Source organism: Staphylococcus kloosii, from assembly GCF_003019255.1.
In the GTDB taxonomy this organism is placed as follows: domain Bacteria; phylum Bacillota; class Bacilli; order Staphylococcales; family Staphylococcaceae; genus Staphylococcus; species Staphylococcus kloosii.
In genome coordinates, this window is sequence record NZ_CP027846.1 from 961,662 (window position 1) to 988,146 (window position 26,485).

Genomic DNA, 26,485 nt, shown 5'->3' on the forward strand with positions numbered 1-26,485 from the left:
TTAAATTTCATAAAAAAAGAATGTGAAAAATGTTGTGAAATACCTTAACATTTTAGTTTATTGGGTATACACTAGGTATAATTCTATCTTTAATGAGTGTGGGGCTTATTGAAATAGAAAAATGTCACCTTTGTCAGTCGGGCATCAAATAATAAAAGGGGCTGTTGTAATGCAAACGCATTTAATAATTACGCTAGATGGTAAGGACTATTTAGTAGAACCGGGTACAAATTTACTTGAGTTTATTAAATCTCAAGATACTTTCGTACCGTCAATTTGTTATAACGAATCGTTAGGGCCTATCCAAACGTGTGATACATGTACTGTAGAAATAGATGGACAAATTGCTCGTGCATGTAGCACAACAATTAATAAACCTATGGTTGTAAACACACAAAATGATAGAGTCCAAACAAGTCAAAAAGAAGCGCTAGACAGAATTTTAGAGAAACACCAACTCTACTGTACCGTTTGTGACTATAATAATGGAGATTGCGAAATTCATAATACGATGGACCAATGGGGTCTTGAACATCAAACTTATGAATATAAAGAAAAGCCATACGAAAAAGATTATGGTCCATTTTATCGCTATGATCCAAATCAATGTATTTTATGTGGTCGTTGTGTAGAAGTTTGTCAAGATGTACAAGTCAATGAAACATTAACGATTGACTGGGAACGCCAACAACCGAGAGTAATTTGGGACAATGATACTACGATCAATGACTCATCTTGTGTTGGTTGTGGCCAATGTGCAACGGTTTGTCCATGTAATGCAATGATGGAAGTGAATATGGAAGGTAACGCTGGTTATATGACAGATATGGAACCAGGTTCACTTGCTGCGATGATTGATTTAACTAAGAAAGCGGAACCAGGTTATGGTCCGTTGTTTGCTGTGTCAGATTCTGAAGCGGCAATGCGTAAAGAACGCATCCAAAAAACTAAAACAGTATGTACATATTGTGGTGTTGGATGTTCATTTGATGTATGGACAAAAGACCGTGAAGTCTTAAAGGTTCAACCACAACCTGAATCTCCTGCAAATAAAATTTCATCTTGTGTTAAAGGTAAATTTGGTTGGGATTATGTAGATTCTGACGAACGTTTAACGAAACCTTTAGTACGTAAAGATGGTGAATTTTATGAAGTGGAATGGGATGAAGCTTTAAAAGTAGTATCTGATAATTTCAACAAAGTAAAAGAAGAAAAAGGTTCAGATGGTTTAGCATTTATTTCATCTTCTAAAGCAACAAACGAAGAATCTTATTTAATGCAAAAACTTGCTCGTCAAATTATCGGAACTAACAACGTCGATAATTGTTCACGTTATTGCCAAGCACCAGCTACTAAAGGTTTATTTAGAACTGTAGGTCACGGTGGTGACTCAGGTTCTATAGATGATTTAGAAAAAGCAAGTATGGTTGTTTTAATTGGTACGAATACTGCCGAAGCTCATCCAGTCATCGCGTCTAGAATTAAACGTGGTCACAAGTTGTATAACAACAACTTAACTGTTTTTGATATTAGAAAACATGAAATGGCAGAACGTGCGGATTATTTCTATCAACCTAAACCAGGTACTGATTTAGTATGGATTTCAGCAGTTACAAAATATATCATTGATCAAGGATTACAAGATCAATCATTTATCGATGAATGGGTAGATAACTTCAATGAATATTATGAGTCTTTAGCACCATTTACAATGGAATTTGCCGAAGAAACAACTGGTATTCCTAAAGAAGATTTAATTGCCTTTGCACATCAAGTTGTTGATGCAGAAGCAGTATCAATTTGCTGGGCTATGGGTGTAACACAACAAGATATTGGTAGTGATACGTCTACTTCTATCTCTAATTTATTGTTAGCTACTGGTAACTATAGAAAGCCGGGTTCAGGTGCATATCCTTTACGTGGTCACAATAACGTACAAGGTTGTAGTGATATGGGTAGCATGCCAGACCAATTCCCAGGGTATCAATTAGTAACAGATGATAAAATTCGTGCTAAATTTGAACAAGAATATGGTACAGAATTACCCGCTAAAGCAGGTAGAGACAACCACCAAATGATGGAAGGTATTCACAATGACGAAATCGGTGCGTTGTATTTATATGGTGAAGATACAGGTATTGTAGACTCTAATATTAATTTCGTACAAGCAGCATTAGAAAAAGTTGAGTTCTTAGTCGTACAAGATGAGTTCTTTACTTTTACAGCTACTTATGCTGACGTAATATTACCTGCCAGTCCATCACTTGAAAAAGAAGGTACATTTACTAATACAGAACGACGTATCCAACGTCTGTATCAAGCCTTTGATCCGAAAGGTGATTCTAAACCGGATTGGCAAATTATCCAACTTGTTGCAAAATCATTAGGTTATGATTGGAATTACAATAATCCAAGTGAAATTATGGATGAGATAGCTAGATTAACGCCATTATATTCTGGCGTAAGTTATGACCGTTTAGAAGGATATAATAGTTTACAATGGCCTGTTGCTGAAGACGGTACAGATCAACCAATATTATATTTAGATGGTTTCAACTTTGAAAACAAAAAAGCTAAATTCTTCCCATTATCATTTGATAACTTCTTTAAAGAAAATGAAGTTTATGATTTACATGTTAATAATGGTCGTTTATTAGAGCATTTCCATGAAGGAAACATGACTTATAAAGTGCCAGGCTTAGAATATAAAATGCCTAATACCTTTGTAGAAATTTCACCTGAGTTAGCTGAAGATCGTGGCATTCATGAAGGTGCTGAAGTAAAACTAATTTCTGATACTGGTGAAGTTGAAATTATCGTTCACGTAACAGACCGAGTTAAAGGTAAAGAAATTTACATACCTTTAAATAATAATGCGATGCTACATGGCGATAATGGTGCTATTAATTTATTAACGAATAGCGAAGTAGATAAAGATACTGATACACCGTCTTACAAACGTACAAGTTGTCGTATGGAAGTTAAAACACGCCGTGGTAAATCACCATTAAATCCAACAAACTTCCGTGTAGATAAACAACGCAAACCGCAATATAGCGTTCAAGTACAGAAGAAATGGGAACGTGGCGACTATATTTTCCCAGGAAATCAGGTGGATAAATAATGGCTGAAAGAATTAGTAAAATTAATCGAATAGAAAAGTCAGAAGAACAAATTAAAGCAGAAAGCCTGAGCGAAGTTACAGATGCTATAGCTGAAAACAAAGATAGCATTTTAAAAGCAATTAACTTAGTTAAAGCACTAGATGATGCTAAGCTTTTAGATGCTATGTCTGGTGCAGTGAATGGTAGAGGCGTTATTGCTAACAAATTTGCTGTGGAATTAAACAAAGAACAATATACTGGGTTGATATCTAACATGGCTTCACTCGTCTTTTTATTAGGTGATTTAAATGTTGATGATTTAACGACAATGCTAAACAAAGTTTCAAAAGGTTTACGTGTTGCAAATCAAGCTAATCCTAATCAAAAAACGTCAATTACAGGTTTAATGGGTGTATTACGAGACGACGAGATGAACAAGAGTCTTACGTATATGTTAAATATGCTACGAGGTATGTCTAGAGAATAATATTAATTTTAATTGCATACACCATTTGAACACTATCGCACGTGTTCAAATGGCTGTATGCTTTTTTGTTGTGTTATTGTGATATAGCTTTATGTTAAATTATGGTACAATTTGAATTGTTGCGTCACTATAAGACGTGTAACTAGGTAAAGGAGTGGACTGCTTATCAATCCAAATATCATTAAAATAATGGCTATATTTTCTAATATATTACTCGTTATAGGAATTATTTTATTAATTCTGATGAAGCTCATACCGGCGATAGCTATGTTTGTTGCGTCATTAGCGATTAGTCTGGTTATTTTTAATGCTTTATTTAGAGACAAAAAAGGCATGAGAATTGCGGTAAATGTTTCATTTGTCGTTGTCATATTTGTTATTGTTATAGCATATAAAATATTAACCTAATTAACCTGCAGGGGGATCTTAATACAATGGACGAGCGCATTAAAAAGCGCCTACCAACAATAATTTTAATCGTTATATTAGTGGTTTTTGCCATTTTATTAATTATTAATGAAACGAATTTATTTCATAATGAAAGAAATTATACGTTTAAAGAAGCGGTAAATAAACAAGTTGGTAATGGCGCTTTAAATACAAAGGCCACGAGTAATGGTTTTGAAAATGCATCAAAAACAGATGTTAGTAAGGCAATGAAAGTAGACGATAAGAACGACAATATTAACCATATGCAAATTACGGAAAAAGTAGCTTTGTCAAAAAAAGAAGTTAATCATATGTTGCGTGATAAAGGCGTATTTAAAAATAAGGGACAAGCATTTTTAGATGCCCAAGATAAATATGATGTAAATGTTATTTATCTAATTAGTCACGCACTTGTCGAGACTGGTAATGGTAAATCAGAATTAGCACAAGGTTTAAAAGATGATGGTAAACGATATTATAACTTTTTTGGTATAGGTGCTTTTGATGAAAATGCCTTACATCATGGTAGTAGTTATGCAAAGAAAGAAAAGTGGGACTCACCAGATAAGGCAATTATGGGTGGTGCAAAATTTGTCAGAGAAAATTATTTTGATAATAATCAATTATCTTTATATCAAATGAGATGGCATCCTGAAGACCCAGGTAAGCATCAATATGCGAGTGATATAAATTGGGATGATAATATCGCTCAAGTAATGAAACATTATTATGAACAACTAGGCATTAAAAAAGATCATATTAATAAGCATCATTACTTGTAAATTACTAAGCAAGTAATGGCATAATAATATAATTTTCGTGACTTTTTTGTTTATTTCATCAATTTTAGATTTGAGGTGCAAGGAAATTGAAAATAGCAATTATTGGTGCAGGTATAGGCGGACTAACTGCCGCAGCTTTATTACAAGAACAGGGACATGAAGTAGAGATATATGAACGTAATGAGACTGTTGAAGAATTAGGTGCAGGTATAGGTATTGGTGGTAATGTACTCGCTAAATTAGCAGGTCATGATTTAGCTAAAGGTATTAAAAATGCTGGTCAATTAATAAAAGCAATGGAAGTGTTAGATGATAAGGGTAAAACACTTTCAATGGCTACTTTGAAAGAAAATACCGTCAATTTAACGTTACGTCGTCAAACATTGCTAGACGTTATTAAATCTTATGTTGATCCTTCTACTATTTATACAAATCATAACGTAATACGTGTTGAGAATAATAGTGATAAAGTAGAGGTTCACTTTGCGCATCATGATAGTAAATCGTTTGATTTATGTATTGGTGCTGACGGCTTACACTCACATGTTAGAGCAAGTGTTGAACCAGAAAGTAAACCTATTTATCAAGGTTATACTGTCTTTCGAGGTTTAGTACAAGATATTCATTTAAAAGAACCTCATATAGCTAAAGAGTATTGGACTAAAAAAGGGCGAGTAGGTATCGTACCATTAATCAATAATGAAGCATATTGGTTTATTTCTGTTAATGCTAACGAACAAGATGACAAATTTAAAGCTTATGCTAAACCGCATTTGCAGGCTAGGTATAATCATTTACCAAATGAAGTAAGAATGGTCTTAGATAAGCAAGAGGAAACTGGTATCTTGTTACATGACATTTATGATTTAAAACCGTTAAAAACTTTTGTTTATGAACGTACGTTACTATTAGGAGATGCTGCACATGCAACGACGCCTAATTTAGGACAAGGCGCTGGGCAAGCGATGGAAGATGCAATTGTATTAGCAAATTGTCTTAAATCTTATGACTTTGATGAAGCATTATCACGTTATGATGCATTACGTGTGGGACATACGAAAAAGGTTATTAAGAAATCGAGATCAATTGGTAAAATTGCGCAAAGTTCGAATGGATTAGTTATTAAGGTGAGAAATTTTATTACGAAGTTGATACCAAATAAATTAATTTCTAATCAAACTAAGTTTATTTATAAAATGAAAGATAAGTAAGAATAGAAATGCTAATAACCAATCAACATGTTTGAAACTTAAATGTGTTGATTGGTTTTTTATATGTATCTTGGTTTGTAATAATAATTATTTTGAGTTGCGCTTTCCTACGGGAAAGGCTCGAGCCTGTAGTCTCGAGGCACTTTCTATTCCGTCAGGAGTCTTGCTCAAAATAAAGTGTGTTAAAGGGAATGGTAACGACAGTGTTATTGGCTTAGTCATTTCATTCATCTTTATTTTAATTGGGGAGTAGTGTGTGAATAATATATTTTGAGCTACGCTTTCCTACGGGAAAGGCTCGAGCCTGTAGTCTCGAGGCTCTTTCTATTCCGTTAGGAGTCTCGCTCAAAATAAAAGTGTATAAATGGGAATGGAATTAACAAAAACTAAGTTATGTTAATAATTTAGATAGCCATTTCATTCATCTTTTTTTTATTGGGAAGTGTGATGTGAGTAATATATTTTAAGCTACGCTTTCCTACGGGAAAGGCTCGAGCCAGTAGTCTCGAGGCACTTTCTATTCCGTCAGGAGTCTTGCTCAAAATAAAGTGTGTTAAAGGGAATGGTAACGACAGTGTTATTGGCTTAGCCATTTCATTCATCTTTATTTTAATTGGGAAGTGGTGTGTGGATATATATTTTGAGCTACACTTTCCTACGGGAAAGGCTCGAGCCTGTAGTCTCGAGGCACTTTCTATTCCGTCAGGAGTCTTGCTCAAAATAAAGTGTGTTAATGGGAATGAAAACAACGGTGTTATTCGGTTAAATCATACCTTCATCTTTATTTTAAAAGGGAAGTGGTGTGTGAATATATATTTTGAGCTACGCTTTCCTACGGGAAAGGCTCGAGCCTGTGGTCTCGAGACACTTTCTATTCCGTCAGGAGTCTTGCTCAAAATAAAAGACTTCGTGGATAGAAAGAAATTGAGCTTTATGTTGAAGTAACATGCTTTATAAATTCTAGGTGTTAACTTCATTGGCTCGCGATTCAAAGTAATAATTTTAAGTGGCTAGCTGAAAAGATTAATATAATATCTCTTAGTATGAAAGTTAAGTGTATATATAAAATAACGACGGTTACAATGGGATTCCAAAGTGACCGTCGTTTTGCTGTTTATTATTAACAAGATATTTGATAAATCTTGTTAAGTTGTTTAGTTTACTTTAAATTGTGGTTCGTCACCTGAAAGTTTACTAATCGTATCGTTGGCCACAATTTTAGACATCATATCGCGTGCTTCAAATGTAGCATTACCAATGTGTGGCGTTATAACAACATTATCTAATGTTGTTAGTTCATCATTTATTTCAGGTTCAAACTCAAATACATCTAGTGCAGCACCTTCAATTTCTTGTGATTTTAAGGCATCAACGAGTGCTTGTTCATTTACAATTGGACCTCTTGATGCATTGATTAAATAACTTGTTGGTTTCATCATTTCAAATTGTTCTTTATCAATTTGGTGATGTAGTGAAGGGTTGTAAGCTGCATTGATAGTTATAAAGTCAGCATTTTTTAGTAAAGTTTCTAAGTCTACATACTTAGCACCAATTTCGCGTTCTTTTTCTGGTTTTTGATGTGGTCCTGTGTACAAAATGTCCATATCAAAGGCTTTGGCACGACGAGCAACGGCGCTACCAATTTCCCCTAAACCGATAATACCAATCGTTTTTTTCGATACTTCACGGCCTCTAAAGAATAAAGGCGCCCAGCCGTCAAAACCAGTGGTACGACATAATTTGTCACCTTCAGGAATTCTTCTAGCTACCGATAAAACTAATGCAATTGTTAATTCAGCAGTTGCATCAGTTGAAGCTTTAGGTGTGTTTGTAACATCGATATTGTTTTGTCTTGCATAATCAATATCAACATTATTAAAGCCAGCACCATAGTTTGCAATGATTTTTAAATTTTTACCAGCGTCGATAATTTCTTTATCAACATTAGTAGAAAGTAAACTAACTAAAGCATCGGCATCTTTGACGCCATCTTTTAATGTTTGTTGATCTATTATACCAGTACCTTCATAAACAGAAACTTCAAAGTGTTGTTCGAGCAAATCCAAACCTACTTGTGGTATTGCTCCGGCAATAAATACTTTTGACATTTGTGTTCACATCCTTTACCCCTAGTATAATAAAGATTTTAAAGAGTCACAAACAGTAGTGTTTTAACTTATTAATTTTAATCCTATAACTGCTACTATAATTAACCCAATAAAGAAAATACGTGCGATGCTTTTAGATTCTTTGTAAAATAACATACCAACAATCGTGCCCCCACCAGTACCTATACCACTCCACACAGAGTAGGCAGTACCCATAGGAATATGAAGCATAGCAACTTTTAATGTGCTGAAACTACAAATAAAGGCGATGGCAAGTGCGACTATCAGTGATTTACTATTACGCTTTGTCAGTTCATTTAAAATAATAACACCTACGATTTCCATACAACCAGCTGCTACTAATATTAACCATGCCATTATGCTTCACCTTCAGTCGTAGTTAATTTTAGTCCGATTATGCCAATGATTAATAAAGCTATTAAAATAAGTTTTAATAAACTAAATGGTTCATGGAAAAAGAATATGTCGACTAATACTGTACCAATGGTCCCCATGCCGACGAAAACGGCGTAGACTGTACCTACAGGTAATGTTTTACAAGCGGCTATAACTAAATAAAAACTTAAAACAATAAAAATCGCGACGATAAGCCACGCAAACAATGAGTCGGCTTTATTCAAACCAGTAACCCAAATAACTTCTACCAAACCAGCTAAAAATACTTTAAGCCATTGCATAGTAGACCTCCTTAAATATGTAATAAACTCCACCATTTTCTCAAAAACTATAGTGTCATGCAATGAGTATGATTTTCAACAAAAAAAATAACAAATGACCGCAGTCATTTGTTATCTATATATTAATAATAAGTTAAGTTTTATTTTACGTGAATATAATTATAAGAACCAGCTTCACTAGCTGAGATAGTACGGTTACTTACAGAGTATGGTCCGCCACTGTAGTTCATTTCTGATACTTCAACAGAACCGTCGCTGTTTACATTTTCAACATATGCAACGTGGCCCATAGCGCCTTCACTTGATTGTAAGATTGAACCAGCTGAAGGTGAATTGTTTACTGTATATCCTGCTGCTGATGCTGCAGAAGCCCAGTTATTTGCATTTCCCCAAGTAGAGCCGATGTTGCCACCAACTTTATCGTAAACATACCAAGTACATTGACCTGCAGTATATAAATTACCGCTAGTGCTTTGTGTACTAGCTGATTGTGTTGATTGTTGAGCGTTAGCAGTTTCTGCTGCATGTGCTTCATGACCGTGATCTAAACCTACGATTGCTGCTCCGATTCCTGCTGTTAAAGTTGTAGCTGTTACTAATTTTTTCATAATAAAAATATCCTCCCAAAAATTTCTATCTTTATATTTCTAAGCGATTGACTGAAATGACTTTATTCTAATGTCGCATTAATACTACTAGCGATTACGACAAGTAATACTTTATCAGAAGAAAACGCGTTTGTGTGGTTTGTTATTGTTTTGTAAAGGAATTAAAAAAACCTCACATATCGTTGTAATAAACGCTACATGAAGTTACAAAATGATATCAGGCCATTAAAAGGCATTGAGCCGATAACAATAATACTTTTATGAAATTGTGGTATTACTTTATTACAAGACTTTGTAAATTTTCATAATATTGTGTTTGTCTTATTTTATAAATCTTATAGATAAAGGCGGTAGGTAATGTTCACCATTGCTAGCCTTAACTATGGCAATGATTGTGAAAACTAAATTTAAGATAGCTACAATAGGTAATAAAACAAAACCAATTAAAATAAGTATAAGTAACGTAGAAACGACTGTCCAAATAATATAAGAAATTAAGAAATTAAAGTAGTCTTTTCCACCACGGTCAACGAAAGGTGATTCTTCACGTTTAACTAACCATATTATTAATGGGCCTATAAATGAAGTGAAAAAACTTAAAATATAAATTAACATAACCATTAAACGTTCTTCACTCGTCGTATTCAAAGTTTGCTTCGTGTCATCAAAATCGTATTGATATGAGTCGTTATTAGTCATAAGATTCCTCCTTTTGAGAGGATTATAACAAACTATTGAAATAATTAATATATTGTGTAGCAAATACCTCACTAATATGATAGTTTACAATGAAGTGGTTTATATACTAAATTGAACTGCAGCAAGTTAAATCCTATTTAAAGAAAGAAGTGATAAGCATGAAAATAGCAATCGTAGGATCAGGTAACGGTGCGGTTACGGCTGCCCTAGATATGATAACAAAAGGTCATGAAGTGAAGTTATATTGTAGAAACCAATCAATTCATAAATTTGAAACGGCTATTAATAATGGAGGCTTTCATTTTAATAATGAAGGTGAAGAACAATTTGTTGAATTTACAAATATTAGTGATGATATGGAATATGTATTAAAAGATGCAGAAGTGATACAAATCATTATTCCATCTTCTTTTATAGAACATTATGCTAAAACAATGGCTGAGTTTTTAACAAATGACCAACTTATTTTATTTAATATGGCAGCAGCAATGGGCTCAATTAGATTTATCAATGTGCTCGAAGATATGCATATTGACACGATGCCACAATTTGCAGAAGTCAATACATTAACGTATGGGACAAGAGTTGATTTTGACAACGCAGAAGTCAATTTATCTTTAAATGTGAGAAAAGTTCATTTTTCTACTTATGATAAATCTTATTTAGCAGACAGTTTTAAATTAGTAGAAGACCTTTATCCATATATTGTTAAAGAAGAAAGTTTATGGAAAACTAATCTTGAAAATGGGAATCCCGAAGTGCATCCCGGACCTACTTTATTAAATGTAGGACGTATAGATTATGCGGACGAGTTTGCATTATATAAAGAGGGTATAACATTGCATACAGTTAAATTGTTGCACGCAGTTGAATTAGAAAGATTAACTTTAGGGAGAAAGTTAGGTTTTGAATTAAATACTGCGAAAGGTGCCAGAATAGAACGTGGTTATCTATCTGAAGAAGATGAAGATATGCCATTGCATAGATTATTCAATTCCAGTGAAGTATTCTCACAAATAAAGGGACCTAACGAAGTTAAAAATCGTTATTTAACTGAAGATATTGCTTTTGGACTAGTATTATGGTCTAGCTTAGGTAGAGCGTTAGATGTTGAAACACCGAATATTGATGCCATTATTGTTATTGCATCAACGATATTAGAGCGAGACTTCTTTGATGAAGGACTTACTGTCGAAGAATTAGGACTAGAGAAATTAGGGTTAGATTAAAATGATGGTTTAGCAAATTATTTGTAAAGGGGAATTGGATGACGAGAAAGCCTACATTTATAGAATCTATTTCAACTATTTTAGTAATGATTGTAATTGTAGTAACAGGATTTATTGTTTTTAATATACCTATTCAGGCATTACTTATCTTATCATCTGCATATGCAGCATGGATTGCTAGGAGAGTCGGTTTAAAGTGGACAGATCTTGAAGAAGGTATTACAAAAAGGCTATCCACAGCGATGCCAGCGTTGTTCATTATATTAGCAGTAGGTATTATTGTTGGTACTTGGATGTATTCAGGGACTGTACCTTCATTAATATATTATGGCTTAGAGTTTCTAAATCCTCACTATTTTTTAGTGTCGGCATTTATTATTAGTGCAATTACATCTGTTGCTACTGGTACGGCTTGGGGTTCAGCTTCTACTGCAGGTATTTCATTAATGGCTATAGGGACACAGTTAAATATTGATAGTGGAATGGCTGCTGGTGCCATTATTGCCGGAGCAGTATTTGGAGACAAAATGTCGCCGTTATCAGATACGACTAATTTGGCAGCACTTGTCACTAAAGTAAATATTTTTAATCATATTAGAGCAATGATGTGGACTACAATTCCAGCATCGATTATAGGTTTAATTGTATGGTTTTTTGCAGGCATGGGTTATAAAGGTAATACGAATACATCACAAATGAAAAGATTATTATCAGAGCTGGCACAAATTTATAATATAAATTTTTTCGTATGGATTCCTATTATCGTTATAGTAGTTTGTTTATTATGTAAGATTTCTACTGTACCAGCGATGTTAGCATCAAGTTTAAGTGCAATTTTGGTCGGTACATTTAACAATCATTTCAATATAGTAGATGGTTTTAAAGCGAGTTTCGATGGTTTTAAAGATACGATGCTAGTGCATAGTAGTGGATTGTCAGAAAAGACTATTGCCCTTGTGCAACAAGGTGGCATGATGAGTATGACTGAAATCATCGTCACTATTTTTACTGGTTATGCTTTTGCTGGAATAGTAGAGAAAGCCGGTTGTTTAGATGTAATTTTAGAAAAAATAGCTAAAAATATTAACTCTGTTGGACAATTAATTTTAGCTACAATTATCGGTGGTATTATTATGGTATTGGCTGCCGGCGTAGCATCTGTAGTTATTATTATGGTCGGTGTATTAATGATGGACATGTACAATAAAATGGATTTAGATCGTTCTAATTTATCACGAACATTAGAAGATTCAGGAACGATGTTAATCCCATTAATTCCATGGGGGACTTCAGGTATTTACTATACACAACAACTAGGTGTTGCCGTCGATAAGTTCTTTATTTGGACAGTCCCATGTTACTTATGTATCGTCTTTGCAATTATTTATGGATTTACAGGTATTGGTATTAAAAAGGTAAACAATCGATCCGATGATAAACAATTACCGTCATCAAACGGTTAATAGTTATAGTGTGAAATTATTTTTGAAAAAAATATAATCAATTTTAATATTTAAGTTTTAGAAGATGTAGAAACGGATAGAATAATAATATGGATGAGGTGATTCCAATGTTATATATAGTAATCATTGTAGCGATATTACTATGTTGTTTTGGAATACATCAATATTTCAATTTGAATATTCATAAGAAAAAATATCCTTCAATTATTTTTTCAATAATCGGTTTTGTATTGTATTTTATTGTAGCGATTGTGCAATACAAAACTGATTGCGTTAATAACCGTTTTTTTATTCATGAATTACTCGTGATTTCGATATACGGTATATTATTATTTTGGCTTTATTCTATTTATAAACGACTATCAATTATATACATTTACACTGTAGCGATAATAATTTTTTCTATATTTTTGGTGTTGAGTTCGTACACACCAAATGTAACGGAAAGTATAACAATGTTAATAGTAAGATTGTTATTAACAATTCTGTTATTAATATTTGGCAGTATTTTTATATTAAAACGAGATAATAACCAACAAGCGGAAAATGTACCGATATATTTTTTATTTTCGTTTATATATTGGTTAGTAATAGCTTATCTATTTTAACCCAATTAAATAAATAAAATAGGGACTAGACAAGGTATCATACTTTGTCTAGTCCCTTTAATATTTAAGAAAAATAAAAAAGCAACCAAGCGGTTGCTTTTTTTATTAATGAATGTAGTTATAGCTTGAAGCTTCACTAGCAGAGATAGTACGTGTTGATACTACACCAGCACCGTGACCATAGTTCATTTCTGAAACTTTAACTGAACCATTGCTTCCAACGCTTTCAACGTATGCAACGTGTCCATAAGCACCAGCAGATGATTGTAAAATTGAACCAGCTTTTGGTGTGTTATTTACAGTGTAACCTGAAGATGCAGCAGCGCTTGCCCAGTTTCTAGCGTCTCCCCAAGTTGAACCAATTTTACCGCCAACTTTGTCATATACATAGTATGTACATTGACCAGAAGTGTATAAATTGTTTGAAGAACCTGATGTGCTAGCGATTGAGTTAGCTGAGCTTGATGGTGCAGTTTGTGTAGTTACTTTGATGTTGTGGTTAGAAGTTGAGTTAGAAACTGCGCCTCTACCACCAGTTGTATTGTTGTTAGCTGTATATGATTGAGTCGCGTTTGCAGTTGACCCAGCATTATTTGAATAGTTAACATTACTATTGTTAGTGTGGTTAGCTTGGCTTGGATTCCAATTACCTTGCCAGTCATAGTGATAATTACCTTGTTGATCTATTGTGTAAGTGTAGCTGTATGACGTAGGGTCATTTGGATTGTATCCACTATTATTATTTTCAGCTGCGTGTGCATCATGATGTGCAAAAGCAACAGTAGCGATTCCTGCAGTAGCGATAGTAGCAGTAGCGATTTTTTTCATTGTAAAATATCCTCCTAAAATTTTTCAATAATTTTTCCCAATGTCACGCCTCAAAAGCGTGGTTAAAACGACAAGAATTAATATAGCAGAAAAATTAGCTTTTGTGCGCAATGTTATAGTTTTGTAATTTAGTTCTAATAAAGAGTAGAAATTTGTAACAAATAACTTTAATTAATTAAATCGCTAAAACTTGTCAGTGAGGCGTTTTTAGAATTAGGAGAGTAAAATTACCTTAAAGATTATTACAAAGCTGTAAAATAACAGAAAATTTAAATTAACGTCTTTCAACATTTAATAGTTAGATGTTGATTTACATAAAACATATAAATAGAAAAAATTTAACTGAAATAACATTTTGCGAGCAAGTGAATTAGGATTATAAAAAACATATGCTATAATATTTAAGTAATTAAATTAAAGCTAGTCATAAATGCTGCAAGTTAGTATAGTTGGTAGCGTATTTTCTTCTCTTACTTTGACAAATTTAGTTCGCAGGAGAAGGGCTAGTTTAGTAACTAATCACTATTTATAAGGAGAGAAAGTAATGATATTACGTTATTTAGCTAATGTTAAATTAGCGAAAGAATTATTTAATGCAGCGCAACCTAAATTAAAAGGTGACCAATCAATGAAAGATACTTTTGTTGACGTTTTTGGTTTACCAGAAAAATCAGTACCATTAGCAGGAGCGCTTGAAGCATTAAGTGCATTATTCTTTGTATTAAGTTTCGCTAGTAAAAAATTATCTCGTTTAGGTTCATTATTAACAATCGCTGTTTTAGGTGTTGCAGCTTATAAACATTTTGAAGCTGGACATGGTAAAGAAGGCGCTAAACATGCACTTGACTTATCAGGTATGGCAGCACTTAGTTTCTTAGACACTTTCGATTGTAAAAATAAATAATCAATTACAGGATATGTTTCTTCCTGAAAAATAGAATGAAGGAAATCATACATAAATGATGTTCCTTCATTTTTTTTAGATTTACAGTGTTTACATACATGAATTTTTATAACAATTTGAGATAACAGTTAAGTTAAATATGACGCATGAAATTGAATTACTATATTGTTTTTCAATATATATTGAATTTGTATGCTAAAGTGTTATAGAATAAATATTATAATATTTACAAAAATAATTATATTTTTAAGTATTGACATCTAAGACTAACACAACAGGAGTGATACTATGGAAGAAAAAGCATTTACAACATTAGATGAACTTTTTACCATCAATCATCAAGTCAAATCTTTCTTTAAAATAATCAAAGATCAATTTAAACTGAATTTTGAAGAAATATACATCTTGAATATTTTAAACAACTGCAGTGGTTATGAAGTGACGGCAAAGGAAATTGCTCAAAAAACCAATTTAAAACCCTACTACATAACGAAAGCATTGCAAAAGTTAAAAGATATGGGTTATTTAGATAAAAAACGAAGTGAACATGATGAGAGAACAGTTATTGTATTTATAAGTAATCAAGAAAAAGCTAAAATTGAATATACAATAAATGCTTTAAATAAACATTTTTATTAATTAGTAACTATACACCTACAATCAATTGCCGATAAAGTTCGATACTTTATTGGCAATTTTTTTATTTGATAATAACTTTTAAACAAAATAAGACGAGTAATTTACCTAGTACAAAGTATTGAAGTCTTTTGTTTAATAATGTCGAGTGTTAAACTAAGAATGATTGAGTTAGATCATAATCAATGAGGTGAATAATTTGAATACTTCCGCTATGATACATTCAGAAATACAACAAAAGTGGATTAAGAAATTAGAAAATGTAAAAGAGCAATTTCAACAAAATGCTGATTATAATGATAAACATGCAGAATTTCCATATAATAATGTGCAATGGTTAATCGATGAAGGATACACGCTAATTTCGCTACCTAAAAAATATGGTGGTGAAGGTGGCACAATAGAAGATATGGTTATATTACAAACTTATCTAGGTTCTATCGATGGGGCAACTGCGCTTTCAATTGGTTGGCATATTAGTGTCGTTGGTCAACTATACGAACAACAACTATGGGAACAATCAATGCTAGATTCATTTGCAAAAGATATAGTAGATGGTGCATTAGTAAATAGAGCCATTAGTGAAGCTGAGACGGGTAGCCCAACAAGAGGTGGAAGACCCGCGACGAATGCAACAGAGACTGAAGATGGCTATATTTTAAATGGTGTTAAAACATTTACATCAATGAGTAAACGATTGACGCACTTTATTGTAAGTGCCTACGATCAACACTCTGAACAAATTGGTTACTATCTTGTACATAAAGATACTGACGGCGTTGAAATAGCCAATAATTGGGATATGGTAGGTATGCGAGCTACAGAAAGTCATGATTTAGTACTTAATAACGTGCATATTCCAAAAGAAAACTTTGTTGAAACAAGAGCTGCAGGAACAAAGAAACCAAATGGTTGGATTCTCCATATACCGAGTACGTATTTAGGTATTGCACAAGCGGCAAGAGACTACGCAATAGATTTTGCGAAAACATACAAGCCTAATAGTATCGATGGCACTATAGGTGAAATCGCGACGGTGCAACAAAATGTAGGGAAAATGGAATCTTTACTTTTATCTGCACGCCAATTTTTATGGAGTACAGCTATGCTTTACAATGACGATAATAACACTGCTAAAATATGGAATGAAACGTCAGCAAGTAAAGTGTTAGTGATGAATCAAGGCTTGGAAGTTATTGATTTAGCTATGCGTATAGTAGGTGCCAAAAGTTTAGAAATGGACAGACCATTACAACGTTACTATAGAGATATGCGAGCTGGCTTACACAATCCTCCTATGGAAGACATGGCTTACACAAATATCGCCAAATCTGTACTCGACTTATTTTAATAATAATTTTATGTAAAAAGCTTAAAAGCTAGTCATTAGTTTTTAAGCTTTTTTATGTGAAAAAAACAGTGTGTTTGAAGCAATTAAAAAATATTGCAAAATTCTATAAATTTATATTGTAAAAGTAGGAATAATTTTTTATAATGAATTGGTACTGATAATCATTTTCAATGGAGGCTAGTTTATGAAAAAATTATTATTGCCGTTAATTGCTCTAGTACTTATTCTTGCTGCATGTGGTAATAAAAAAGATAGTGACGATAAAAGCAAAAAAGAGGCTACAAAATCATATACATTAGATAGTGGTAAGAAAATAGATATACCTAAAGATCCAAAACGTATTGCTGCTGTTGCACCTACATACGCGCCTGGTCTTAAATATTTAGGAGCTAACCTTGTCGCGGTAAGTAACCAAGTAGATCAAAGTAGTGTTATTAAAGATAAATTTAAAGGTGTTACAAGAATTGGGGACAATGATGTAGAAAAGGTAGCAAAAGAAAAACCTGATTTAATCATTGTATATTCTACAGATAAAAATATCAAAAGATTGCACCAACTATAGTGTTCGACTTTAATAAACATAAATACTTAGAACAACAAAAAGAGTTAGCTAAAATCGTTGGCAAAGAAAAAGAAGAACAAAAATGGGAAAAAGATTGGAAAGCCAAAACTAAATCTGACGCAGCAGAAATTAAATCACATATCGGTAAAGATGCAACGGTATCAATTTTCGATGAGTTCGATAAAAAACTTTACACTTATGGAGATAACTGGGGCAGAGGCGGCGAAGTATTATATCAAGCCTTTGGATTAAAAATGCCAACTAAACTTGAAGAATTAACGAAAAAAGAAGGTTGGGCAGAAGTTAAACAAGAAAAACTTGGTGATTACGCTGGCGATTACATTGTGTCAACAAGACAAGGTAAAGCTAAACCAAGTTATGAATCAACAGACTTATGGAAAAATTTACCTGCAGTTAAACAAGGTAAAGTTGTTAATGTAGATGCAACATCATATTGGTATAACGATCCATATACTTTAGATTTCATGCGTAAAGACTTAAAGAAAAAATTATTAGAAAAATAAAATAACATAAATGATTTATCAGTGAATGGTTTTAAAGGGAAAGGTAACTAACTATCAGGGACATAAATGGCTCTGATTAAACATGAACGTCAATTTCTAACGTATCTACGTTGAAATTGACGTTTTTTAATACCTAATTTTTTATTTGAGGCAAAAAGAATAATATGTAGTGAAAAGGTTATTAATGCTATTGGTAAAAAAGGAAGAGTAATATGTAAAAAAAATAATGTTAACTATGTGTTATTAAAAGTTAACATTTGTGGTATAATTTTGCTCATGTGAGGAGGAATGGATATGTCCACAAAGAATTTAGTGTATACGGCATTAATGACTGCGATAATTGCAGTGATGGGAGTTATACCTTCAATACCACTTCCTTTTATGCCTGTACCTATAGTTTTTCAAAATACAGGTATTTTCTTAGCAGGTATTTTGTTAGGTAGAAAATATGGAACGATCAGTGTCATTGTGTTTTTATTACTTGTAGCAACAGGATTACCGCTATTATCAGGCGGTAGAGGTGGTATAGGCGTATTTGTAGGGCCTTCTGCCGGTTTCTTATTCTTATATCCGGTTGTAGCATTTTTAATCGGCTTAGTAAGAGATAAATATTTCGACAAAATTAACTTTATAGTATTAATAGTGACAACATTATTGATTGGCGTCTTATTACTTGATATAGTAGGAACAATAATAATGGGTCTCATTACAAACTTACCGATTTCTAAAGCAATTAGTTTGTCGTTTGTCTTTATGCCTGGTGACATTATAAAAGCGATTTTAGCGAGTATTATTGGTAATGTGATGTTAAATCATAGTAGATTTAAGCAATTAATGAAGTAATCTCAAAAATTGCTTTGAAAGGAATTATATTCTATGAGTAATGTAACGATGCGTAATATTTATCAATCTGGTCAATTGAAAATGGAAGACGACAATAAATTAATTTATTTAACACCTAGTGAACCAATAGTTTATGTTTCAAACTATTGGATATATAAACAAATGCCTTCTGTAAAACAGTGGGTCAATGATATTGAAACACAATCGACGATGCATAAAGCACAAGGGTCTAATCATTTATCATTTACCTTTCCTGAAAATGAAACACCTGATGACCAATTACTTAAAGAAATTAAAGATAAAGACTTTGAACTAAGTTACTTAGAACTTTATGCAATTAGCCCAGAAGAATTAAATTTTAATACTACGATTGATATAGATGTTCAATTTGTTACGCAAGATAACATAGAAGATTATTTGAGTATTCATCAAGTTTTTGCCAAACCTTTTGGCGATGATTACCTTCAACAAAGCACTGAAATCATTCGGGATCAATTTGTTGATGATAATAAAGATAGAATTATTGCATATAAAGGTACGATTCCAGTTGGTATTATGGACTTAATCAAAAGTGAGGATACGATAGAGATTGATGGTTTTGGTGTTTTACCAGATTTTCAACGACAAGGTATAGGCGAAGTTATGCAAAGTTTTGTTGCCACAGTTGCTAATAATAGAACGATAATATTAGTGGCTGACGGCGAAGATACTGCAAAAGATATGTATTTAAAACAAGGCTATGTCTACATAAGTTATAGTTACAACGTGCTTAAAGAACACATAAATTAAAGAAAAGCTGTTAATACTTCTATCAATAGAAGTATTAACAGCTTTTTATGCGTTCGGGATGACTGTATACATTAAAGTTGCCATCACGTATAAAACCTATAGCAGTTATATTTAAATCGTCAGCTAATTGGACGGCTAAAGTAGTTGGAGCAGATTTTGACAAAATAACTCCAACTCCGATTTTAGCAGCTTTTATTAATATTTCTGACGATATTCTACCACTAAAAATCAGTACTTTATCGCGTACTGGAATATGATTTTTAATACAATAGCCATATAATTTATCTAACGCATTATGTCTACCAATATCTTGTCTATGTTCAAAGAAATCTTGGCCGTCACTGATTGCGCCATTGTGCAAACCACCTGTTTGTTTAAATAGGGCACTGGCGTTTTGAAGTTGAGACATCATCGAAAGAATTTGTTCAGGATTTAACGTAATTTTAGACATTGATGTTTTAGCTATCGCAGCATCATTTTGAAAATAAAACTCTCTACTTTTACCACAACAAGATGCAATCATACGCTTTGTAGAATATTGAAATCTGGTACCTAGTTGTTTTGTTAATTCTACATGAGCAAATCCTTTACTATCGTCAATTTGTAATGATTTTAACTCATTATATTTTAAGATGGCACCTTCAGACGCTAGAAATCCTAAAGTTAATTCTTCCATATTATTTGGGCTACAAATAACTGTAGCAAATTCTTCACCATTGACCATTATCGTTAATGGAAATTCTGTGACGTAACTATCTTGCGTATTTACTAATTCACCATTTTCATAGCGTACAATAGGTTGGTCTTTTAAAACATCCTCATTCATGTGACCCAACTCCTTTTTATCTTAATTATTATTTTATCGTACATTTCAAACTAGATAAATGATTAGGTGTTAGCTAAGAAAATAAAAATATGTTGTAACATCATGTGAGTAAACTATAATAGAAGTAAATAAGTAAACATAAGTAAACAAAGTGAGGTTCTAAAATGGCAAGTATTAGAGATATAGCGCGTGAGGCAAATGTAAGCCCCGGTACTGTTTCACGCGTATTAAATAATGATCCAACTATCTCTGTAGCTCAAAACACTAGAGAAAGAATTTTTTCAATTGCTGAAAAACTACGCTATGAAAAAGTGACACGCACAAATAAAAGTATTCAATTAATTACGTATGCATCAAAAGAACGTGAAATGTCTGATCCATATTATCGCGAGATACGTTTAGCTATAGAGGCAGAGGTAAAACGATTAAAGCTGTCATTGAAAAAAACGATACGTATCGATGGCACAACGCAAACGCTTGATGAGCAAAAGATTGCTAAATCCGGTGCCTTAATAGTAATAGGTAACTTCTCAGTTGAAGCTTTGGAACAACTATATGCAATTAATCCCAATTTAGTCGTTATTAATAATCCACAAACGCCACAATATATAGATGCTGTGTATTCTAATATCGAAGATGCAATGCACAATTTATTAACTAAAATACAAAGTACAGGTCATTCAATTATTGGTTATATGGGCGGACTACATACAACAAGAGATTTAGCAGGAAATGCTACTATGAGTGAGAATGACCCAAGATATAAAGTGTATAAAAAATGGTGCGACGATAATAATATTGAACAACAAGCATACTTATGTGGTTGGAATAAAGAACAGAGTGCTGAGCAATTAAAATCCTTAATAGAGAAGGACCAATTACCAGAAGTATTTATTGCTGGAAACGATATGGTAGCCATTGGTATTATTCAGCAATTATTACAACATGGCATACAATTACCCGATGATATTAAACTGATTAGTTTTAATGATTTAGAAGTAATTCAATACGTAACACCAAGCATTAGTAGCGTGCATATTGCCATTGATGAATTTGGTCGTAGTGCAGTGAAAATGGCTGAAGAAAGAATTCATAATTTAAGATCTGTTGCTCAACATATTGTTGTCGAAGCAAGATTAATAGAACGAACAACATTTAAAACACAATGATAAAATATTGACAGGTTAATAAGTAAACAAGTAAACTTTAATTGTGTTTACTATTCGTAATTTAAAAAATTAAGGGGTGGGAGAAATGTTAGAATCTATAAAGACTAAGTTTGCAACAATTTTTGACTCTGAACCGACACATTATGCATTTGCTCCGGGAAGAATTAATCTTATTGGCGAGCATACTGATTATAATGGAGGATATGTATTTCCAGCAGCAATAGAATTAGGAACTTATGGTTTAGCACGTAAACGTGAAGATAATAAAATTAATGTTTACTCTTTGAATTTTGAAGAAAAAGGAATTATTTCTTTTGACTTAAATAACCTAGCTTATGATGAAAATCATGATTGGGCTAACTATGTAAAAGGCGTTATTAAATATTTAGTAGCTTCATTTCCGTCTATTAATCAAGGCTTTGACATTGTATACGAAGGCAATATACCTAATGGTGCAAGTTTATCATCATCCGCTTCAATAGAACTTGTCAGTGGTTGGCTTATTAAAAGTTTATTTGATCTTGAGCTTGATAGATTAACTTTAGTGAAAATTGGACAAAAAGTTGAGAATAACTATATTGGTGTTAATTCTGGAATTATGGATCAATTTGTAATTGGTCTAGGTAAAAGTGAACACGCCATATTACTTGATACAGGTACTTTAAAATATGATTATGTACCGGCTTATTTTGGAGACTATGTTATTTCAATTATGAACACTAATAAGCGTCGTTCATTAACGGAGTCTAAATATAACGAGCGTCGTGCCGAGTGTGAAGCAGCATTAGCATCGTTACAACAAGAACTTACGATTGAACATTTATGTGATATTGATGTAGCTACATTTGAGCGTTATCAATATTTAATAGACAATGCTACTAATCTGAAGAGGGCGCGTCATGCGATTAGCGAAAATGAAAGAACAAAACAAGCACATGAGATGTTGTCGAACAATCAATTTACTGCATTTGGTCAACTGCTAAATGACTCGCATGAATCATTGAAAAATGATTATGAAGTGACAGGGTTAGAATTAGACACGTTAGCTGAAACTGCACAATCTATTGATGGCGTTTTAGGTGCAAGAATGACTGGCGCAGGTTTTGCAGGTTGTGCCATTGCTTTAGTACATAAAGATAGTGTTAAAGCGCTAGAACAAGAAGTTACTGCAACTTATACAGAGAAAATTGGTTATGCACCATCGTTTTATCATGTGAATATCAGTGATGGCGTTAAAAGTTTAAATTAATTTATTAGTGAGAGGAAGATTAATATGTCAGTACTAGTACTAGGCGGAGCAGGCTATATTGGTAGCCATTGTGTACATCAACTTATAGAAAAAGGCTATGATGTTGTCGTTATCGATAATTTAGGTACAGGACATAAAGCATCGGTTAATGTGCAGGCTCGATTTTATGAAGGCGATATTAGAGACAAAGCATTTTTAGATGAAGTGTTTAATAAAGAAAATATCGAGGGCGTGTTCCATTTTTGTGCTTACTCATTAGTTGGAGAATCTGTCGAAAAACCACTAACTTATTTCAATAATAATATTCATGGATTACAAACATTATTAGAGGTTATGTACGATCATAATGTGAATAAAATCATTTTTTCATCAACTGCAGCAGTGTACGGAGAACCAAATTCAATTCCTATTAAAGAAGATGATACGACTAATCCTACTAGCCCTTATGGGGAAAGTAAGTTAGTTATGGAGAAAATGATGCGTTGGTGTCATGAAGCGTATGGTATTAATTTTGCGGCATTACGTTACTTTAATGTGGCAGGTGCTAATCCAGATGGCACTATTGGTGAAGACCATAGACCCGAAACGCATTTAATACCTATCGTTTTACAAGTTGCTCTCGGACAACGTGATAATTTAACAGTATTTGGCGATGATTACAATACGCCAGATGGGTCATGTATTAGAGATTATTTACACGTTGAAGATTTAATAGCAGCACATATTCTTGCTTTTGATTATTTGAAAAATGGCGGTGCTTCAGGCGCATTTAATTTAGGCAGCAGTCAAGGATATTCAGTATTTGAAATATTAGAAGCGGCGCGTGAGGTAACAGGAGAAGAGATTAAAGCTGAAGTCGGTAAAAGAAGAGCAGGCGATCCAGGTACATTAGTTGCATCAAGTGATAAAGCTAAATCATTGTTAGGTTGGATTCCACAACATGACGATATTAAAGAAATCATACAAGATGCATGGAAATGGCATCAATCTCACCCACATGGCTACAAACAGGAAGAAGGTTAAGCAATGTTACTTAATAAACAACTTGTAAATCAGTTTATACAGTACACTGTGGATATGGGCGAATTTGATACATTAGATGCTATTTATGTTCAAAATAGACTCATCGCTATACTTGGTGCTAAAGGTATTGAGGATGAAAAAACAATAGATTCGATATCGGCGATGACGCCAAACGATATCGCACAAATATGGATTGAGGAAGCGGTTAAAGCAGGGACTATCGAAGGTGAACTCTACAATAGAGAAATAATAGAGGCCCAAATACTTGATTTAATAACGCCTAAACCTTCAACTATAAATAATTATTTTTGGCAACAGCATAAAGAAAATCCAAAGCTTGCAACGGATTATTTTTATGAGTTATCTAAGCGTAATCATTATGTTAAAGAGGACGCTATCGCTAAAAACATTAGTTATAATGTTGCAACCGACTACGGCGATATAGAAATAACAATAAATTTATCAAAACCAGAAAAAGACGGTAAACAGATAGCTAAAGAAAAAAATGCAACTGCAAGCGCCTATCCGCAATGTGCACTATGTTTTGAAAACGAAGGATATATTGGGAGTGTATTACAAGCAGCGAGAACAAATCATCGTATTATCCGTATGAATTTAGCAGGCCATGAATGGGGCTTCCAATATTCACCATATGCTTACTTTAATGAACATAGCATCGTATTATCAGGTACACATGAACCAATGGAAATTAATCAACAAACATTTGTAAATTTAGTGGAATTTGTTCAACAATTTCCCCATTACTTTATAGGTTCTAATGCTGATATTCCGATTGTAGGAGGCTCAATTTTATCGCACAATCATTATCAAGCTGGACGACATGAATTTCCAATGGATAGAGCCACAACTAAAGAAACTTTTAAGTTAACATCATTTCCGGATATTGAAGCAACGACATTAAAATGGCCGATGAGTGTTATTAGATTGAAAAGTAAAAATAGCGAACAATTAATTAAAGCTGCTACCTATGTAATGGATAAATGGAATAATTATTCAGACAGTAGTGTCGATATAAAAGCCTATAGTGACGATGGCACAAGACATCATACTGTAACACCGATAGTACGTTTTAACAATGATCAATATGAAATTGATATTGTGTTACGTGACAATCAAACGTCGAATGAATATCCTGACGGTATTTTTCACCCTCATCAAGATGTACAACATATTAAAAAAGAAAATATTGGGTTAATCGAAGTGATGGGCACGGCAATTTTACCTGGAAGATTAAAAAATGAACTTGCCGATGTAAAAAATTATTTACTTGGAAAATCTGTTAATGATTTAGGACCTCATAAACAATGGGCAGAAACGATGGCTCAAAATTATAACATTGATAATGACAACGTGGATGACATTATAGACAGAGAAGTAGGACTTAAATTTAAAAGAGTATTAGCAGACGCAGGTGTATTTAAAGATAACGAACAAGGCAATAATGCATTTAAACAATTTTTAAACGTACTTTAAAATGGATGATGAATTCATCCTTTTTTTTTATATTTCACAAGTCTATAATAAAACTAAATAGGGGGTAATAAAATGAATATAAAAAAATTATTAGTTGGTATCACTACTGCGAGTGTAGTGTTAGCGGGTTGTTCGAATTCTGGAAGTGACCACAAAAGCAAAGAAAGTTCTAAAAAAGATTCAAATAAAAAGCAACATATTACAGTTTCTGCAGCAGCAAGTTTAACTGACGTGAACAAAGATTTAGCTAAAGAATTTAAGAAAGACCATAAAAACACTAAGATTTCATTTAATTATGGTGGTTCTGGTGCGTTAAGACAACAAATTGAAAAAGGTGCACCAAGTGACGTTATGATGTCTGCCAATACAAAAGATGTTGATATGTTAGTAAAAGATAAGAAAGCAAAGAATACATATAATTATGCACAAAATAAACTAGTGCTTATCGGTGATAAAGACAGTAACTACAAATCAGTAAAAGATATTAAAAAAGGCGATAAATTAGCTATAGGCGAGACTAAGTCCGTGCCTGCAGGTAAATATGCCGAACAATATTTAAAAGATCAGAAGTTATATGACGATGTTAAATCAAACTTGGTATATGCTAAAGATGTTCGCCAAGTATTGAACTACGTAGAAAAAGGTAATGCGCAATTAGGTTATGTTTATAAAACGGATTTAGCACAAAGCCAAAAAAATGGAAACAATAAAGTTAAAGAAATCAATGCAGCTAAGCTGAAAAAACCAATTACTTACAAAGCAGCAACGACTTCAAATAAAAAAGCAGCAAAAGAATGGGTAGACTTCTTGAAAACGAAAGATGCTAAAAAAATCATGAAAAAATATAAATTTGAAGAATAG

The 26,485-nt window shown here is 33.0% G+C and carries 24 protein-coding genes and 1 pseudogene; 18 read left to right on the forward strand and 7 right to left on the reverse strand.

The annotated features are described in order from the left end of the window. Window positions 1-169: 169 nt before the first annotated feature. From fdhF to C7J89_RS04580, 5 genes are all read left to right on the forward strand, one after another. A complete protein-coding gene (fdhF, locus tag C7J89_RS04560) occupies window positions 170-3,124 on the forward strand; it encodes a formate dehydrogenase subunit alpha (protein ID WP_061853532.1) in 2,955 nt (984 codons plus the stop codon). Then, the gene (locus C7J89_RS04565) at window positions 3,124-3,591 is read left to right on the forward strand and encodes a helical membrane plugin domain-containing protein (protein WP_061853531.1); all 468 of its coding nucleotides are present in this window, start codon (window positions 3,124-3,126) and stop codon (window positions 3,589-3,591) included. The genes fdhF and C7J89_RS04565 overlap by 1 nt, the downstream gene beginning before the upstream one ends. 189 nt (window positions 3,592-3,780) lie before the next feature. After that, on the forward strand, window positions 3,781-3,999 hold the full coding sequence (locus C7J89_RS13395) for a hypothetical protein (RefSeq protein ID WP_061853530.1): 219 nt from the start codon (window positions 3,781-3,783) through the stop codon (window positions 3,997-3,999). Between the two features lie 26 nt (window positions 4,000-4,025). After that, window positions 4,026-4,802 (forward strand): N-acetylglucosaminidase, encoded by a 777-nt coding sequence (locus C7J89_RS04575; RefSeq protein ID WP_061853529.1) that lies wholly within the window; start codon window positions 4,026-4,028, stop codon window positions 4,800-4,802. A gap of 86 nt (window positions 4,803-4,888) precedes the next feature. Further along, window positions 4,889-6,013, forward strand: a complete 1,125-nt coding sequence (locus C7J89_RS04580) for an FAD-dependent monooxygenase (RefSeq protein WP_103295633.1) — start codon at window positions 4,889-4,891, stop codon at window positions 6,011-6,013. Between the two features lie 1,154 nt (window positions 6,014-7,167). Here C7J89_RS04580 and C7J89_RS04590 read toward each other — a convergent pair. From C7J89_RS04590 to C7J89_RS04610, 5 genes are all read right to left on the reverse strand, one after another. Continuing rightward, a complete protein-coding gene (locus C7J89_RS04590; protein ID WP_103295631.1) occupies window positions 7,168-8,121 on the reverse strand; it encodes a 2-hydroxyacid dehydrogenase family protein in 954 nt (317 codons plus the stop codon). 63 nt (window positions 8,122-8,184) lie between these two features. After that, a complete protein-coding gene (locus C7J89_RS04595; RefSeq protein ID WP_061853525.1) occupies window positions 8,185-8,499 on the reverse strand; it encodes a DMT family transporter in 315 nt (104 codons plus the stop codon). Continuing rightward, a complete protein-coding gene (locus C7J89_RS04600; RefSeq protein WP_103295630.1) occupies window positions 8,499-8,819 on the reverse strand; it encodes a DMT family transporter in 321 nt (106 codons plus the stop codon). The genes C7J89_RS04595 and C7J89_RS04600 overlap by 1 nt, the downstream gene beginning before the upstream one ends. Window positions 8,820-8,959: 140 nt before the next feature. After that, window positions 8,960-9,427: a CHAP domain-containing protein gene (locus tag C7J89_RS04605; RefSeq protein ID WP_061853523.1), complete on the reverse strand. Its 468-nt coding sequence runs from the start codon at window positions 9,425-9,427 to the stop codon at window positions 8,960-8,962. Between the two features lie 321 nt (window positions 9,428-9,748). After that, window positions 9,749-10,126, reverse strand: a complete 378-nt coding sequence (locus C7J89_RS04610) for a DUF4870 domain-containing protein (protein WP_103295629.1) — start codon at window positions 10,124-10,126, stop codon at window positions 9,749-9,751. Between the two features lie 158 nt (window positions 10,127-10,284). Here C7J89_RS04610 and C7J89_RS04615 point away from each other — a divergent pair, with 158 nt between their 5' ends. Both C7J89_RS04615 and nhaC read left to right on the forward strand, forming a co-directional pair. Then, a complete protein-coding gene (locus C7J89_RS04615; RefSeq protein ID WP_061853521.1) occupies window positions 10,285-11,355 on the forward strand; it encodes an NAD/NADP-dependent octopine/nopaline dehydrogenase family protein in 1,071 nt (356 codons plus the stop codon). Between the two features lie 38 nt (window positions 11,356-11,393). Then, window positions 11,394-12,818, forward strand: a complete 1,425-nt coding sequence (nhaC, locus tag C7J89_RS04620; RefSeq protein WP_061853520.1) for a Na+/H+ antiporter NhaC — start codon at window positions 11,394-11,396, stop codon at window positions 12,816-12,818. A 713-nt stretch (window positions 12,819-13,531) separates the two neighbouring features. Here nhaC and C7J89_RS04625 read toward each other — a convergent pair. Continuing rightward, window positions 13,532-14,254 (reverse strand): CHAP domain-containing protein, encoded by a 723-nt coding sequence (locus tag C7J89_RS04625; protein ID WP_103295628.1) that lies wholly within the window; start codon window positions 14,252-14,254, stop codon window positions 13,532-13,534. A gap of 544 nt (window positions 14,255-14,798) precedes the next feature. Between C7J89_RS04625 and C7J89_RS04630 the strand changes: the two genes are divergently transcribed. The 6 genes and pseudogenes from C7J89_RS04630 to C7J89_RS04655 all read left to right on the forward strand — a co-directional run bounded on the left by C7J89_RS04630 (window position 14,799) and on the right by C7J89_RS04655 (window position 19,863). After that, window positions 14,799-15,158, forward strand: coding sequence for a hypothetical protein (locus tag C7J89_RS04630; protein ID WP_061853518.1), 360 nt, complete (start codon window positions 14,799-14,801; stop codon window positions 15,156-15,158). A gap of 288 nt (window positions 15,159-15,446) precedes the next feature. Further along, window positions 15,447-15,797: a transcriptional regulator, SarA/Rot family gene (locus C7J89_RS04635; protein WP_061853517.1), complete on the forward strand. Its 351-nt coding sequence runs from the start codon at window positions 15,447-15,449 to the stop codon at window positions 15,795-15,797. Window positions 15,798-16,008: 211 nt separating this feature from the next. Further along, window positions 16,009-17,145, forward strand: coding sequence for an acyl-CoA dehydrogenase family protein (locus C7J89_RS04640; protein WP_371860692.1), 1,137 nt, complete (start codon window positions 16,009-16,011; stop codon window positions 17,143-17,145). A 184-nt stretch (window positions 17,146-17,329) separates the two neighbouring features. Next, window positions 17,330-18,231 (forward strand): annotated as a pseudogene (locus C7J89_RS04645) (ABC transporter substrate-binding protein). Window positions 18,232-18,525: 294 nt separating this feature from the next. Further along, complete coding sequence (locus C7J89_RS04650) at window positions 18,526-19,074, forward strand: biotin transporter BioY (RefSeq protein WP_103295423.1); 549 nt, start codon at window positions 18,526-18,528, stop codon at window positions 19,072-19,074. A 33-nt stretch (window positions 19,075-19,107) separates the two neighbouring features. Continuing rightward, window positions 19,108-19,863, forward strand: coding sequence for a GNAT family N-acetyltransferase (locus C7J89_RS04655; protein ID WP_172459002.1), 756 nt, complete (start codon window positions 19,108-19,110; stop codon window positions 19,861-19,863). Between the two features lie 34 nt (window positions 19,864-19,897). On the opposite strand, the gene fdhD is transcribed toward C7J89_RS04655, so the two are convergent. Then, a complete protein-coding gene (gene fdhD / locus C7J89_RS04660; protein ID WP_061853514.1) occupies window positions 19,898-20,689 on the reverse strand; it encodes a formate dehydrogenase accessory sulfurtransferase FdhD in 792 nt (263 codons plus the stop codon). Window positions 20,690-20,853: 164 nt separating this feature from the next. On the opposite strand from fdhD, the gene C7J89_RS04665 reads away from it, so the two are divergent. From C7J89_RS04665 to modA, 5 genes are all read left to right on the forward strand, one after another. Then, window positions 20,854-21,858, forward strand: a complete 1,005-nt coding sequence (locus C7J89_RS04665) for a LacI family DNA-binding transcriptional regulator (protein WP_103295424.1) — start codon at window positions 20,854-20,856, stop codon at window positions 21,856-21,858. Window positions 21,859-21,943: 85 nt separating this feature from the next. Beyond that, entirely contained in the window at window positions 21,944-23,107 is a 1,164-nt protein-coding gene (locus C7J89_RS04670; protein ID WP_103295425.1) for a galactokinase, read from the forward strand. 24 nt (window positions 23,108-23,131) lie between these two features. Then, a complete protein-coding gene (gene galE, locus C7J89_RS04675) occupies window positions 23,132-24,130 on the forward strand; it encodes a UDP-glucose 4-epimerase GalE (protein ID WP_103295426.1) in 999 nt (332 codons plus the stop codon). A 3-nt stretch (window positions 24,131-24,133) separates the two neighbouring features. After that, entirely contained in the window at window positions 24,134-25,624 is a 1,491-nt protein-coding gene (galT, locus tag C7J89_RS04680; protein ID WP_103295427.1) for a UDP-glucose--hexose-1-phosphate uridylyltransferase, read from the forward strand. Window positions 25,625-25,696: 72 nt separating this feature from the next. Next, window positions 25,697-26,485, forward strand: coding sequence for a molybdate ABC transporter substrate-binding protein (gene modA / locus C7J89_RS04685; protein ID WP_061853509.1), 789 nt, complete (start codon window positions 25,697-25,699; stop codon window positions 26,483-26,485).

Bases quoted from the DNA above. Each gene is read 5' to 3' on its own strand.
- C7J89_RS04625 (WP_103295628.1), bottom strand. From the start codon at position 14,254: ATGAAAAAAATCGCTACTGCTACTATCGCTACTGCAGGAATCGCTACT.
- C7J89_RS04590 (WP_103295631.1), bottom strand. From the start codon at position 8,121: ATGTCAAAAGTATTTATTGCCGGAGCAATACCACAAGTAGGTTTGGAT.
- galT (WP_103295427.1), top strand. From the start codon at position 24,134: ATGTTACTTAATAAACAACTTGTAAATCAGTTTATACAGTACACTGTG.
- C7J89_RS04595 (WP_061853525.1), bottom strand. From the start codon at position 8,499: ATGGCATGGTTAATATTAGTAGCAGCTGGTTGTATGGAAATCGTAGGT.
- C7J89_RS04600 (WP_103295630.1), bottom strand. From the start codon at position 8,819: ATGCAATGGCTTAAAGTATTTTTAGCTGGTTTGGTAGAAGTTATTTGG.
- fdhD (WP_061853514.1), bottom strand. From the start codon at position 20,689: ATGAATGAGGATGTTTTAAAAGACCAACCTATTGTACGCTATGAAAAT.
- C7J89_RS04670 (WP_103295425.1), top strand. From the start codon at position 21,944: ATGTTAGAATCTATAAAGACTAAGTTTGCAACAATTTTTGACTCTGAA.
- C7J89_RS04655 (WP_172459002.1), top strand. From the start codon at position 19,108: ATGAGTAATGTAACGATGCGTAATATTTATCAATCTGGTCAATTGAAA.
- modA (WP_061853509.1), top strand. From the start codon at position 25,697: ATGAATATAAAAAAATTATTAGTTGGTATCACTACTGCGAGTGTAGTG.
- C7J89_RS04650 (WP_103295423.1), top strand. From the start codon at position 18,526: ATGTCCACAAAGAATTTAGTGTATACGGCATTAATGACTGCGATAATT.
- C7J89_RS04610 (WP_103295629.1), bottom strand. From the start codon at position 10,126: ATGACTAATAACGACTCATATCAATACGATTTTGATGACACGAAGCAA.
- C7J89_RS04575 (WP_061853529.1), top strand. From the start codon at position 4,026: ATGGACGAGCGCATTAAAAAGCGCCTACCAACAATAATTTTAATCGTT.
- C7J89_RS04635 (WP_061853517.1), top strand. From the start codon at position 15,447: ATGGAAGAAAAAGCATTTACAACATTAGATGAACTTTTTACCATCAAT.
- C7J89_RS04565 (WP_061853531.1), top strand. From the start codon at position 3,124: ATGGCTGAAAGAATTAGTAAAATTAATCGAATAGAAAAGTCAGAAGAA.
- C7J89_RS13395 (WP_061853530.1), top strand. From the start codon at position 3,781: ATGGCTATATTTTCTAATATATTACTCGTTATAGGAATTATTTTATTA.
- nhaC (WP_061853520.1), top strand. From the start codon at position 11,394: ATGACGAGAAAGCCTACATTTATAGAATCTATTTCAACTATTTTAGTA.
- C7J89_RS04630 (WP_061853518.1), top strand. From the start codon at position 14,799: ATGATATTACGTTATTTAGCTAATGTTAAATTAGCGAAAGAATTATTT.
- C7J89_RS04640 (WP_371860692.1), top strand. From the start codon at position 16,009: ATGATACATTCAGAAATACAACAAAAGTGGATTAAGAAATTAGAAAAT.
- C7J89_RS04605 (WP_061853523.1), bottom strand. From the start codon at position 9,427: ATGAAAAAATTAGTAACAGCTACAACTTTAACAGCAGGAATCGGAGCA.
- galE (WP_103295426.1), top strand. From the start codon at position 23,132: ATGTCAGTACTAGTACTAGGCGGAGCAGGCTATATTGGTAGCCATTGT.
- C7J89_RS04615 (WP_061853521.1), top strand. From the start codon at position 10,285: ATGAAAATAGCAATCGTAGGATCAGGTAACGGTGCGGTTACGGCTGCC.
- C7J89_RS04665 (WP_103295424.1), top strand. From the start codon at position 20,854: ATGGCAAGTATTAGAGATATAGCGCGTGAGGCAAATGTAAGCCCCGGT.
- fdhF (WP_061853532.1), top strand. From the start codon at position 170: ATGCAAACGCATTTAATAATTACGCTAGATGGTAAGGACTATTTAGTA.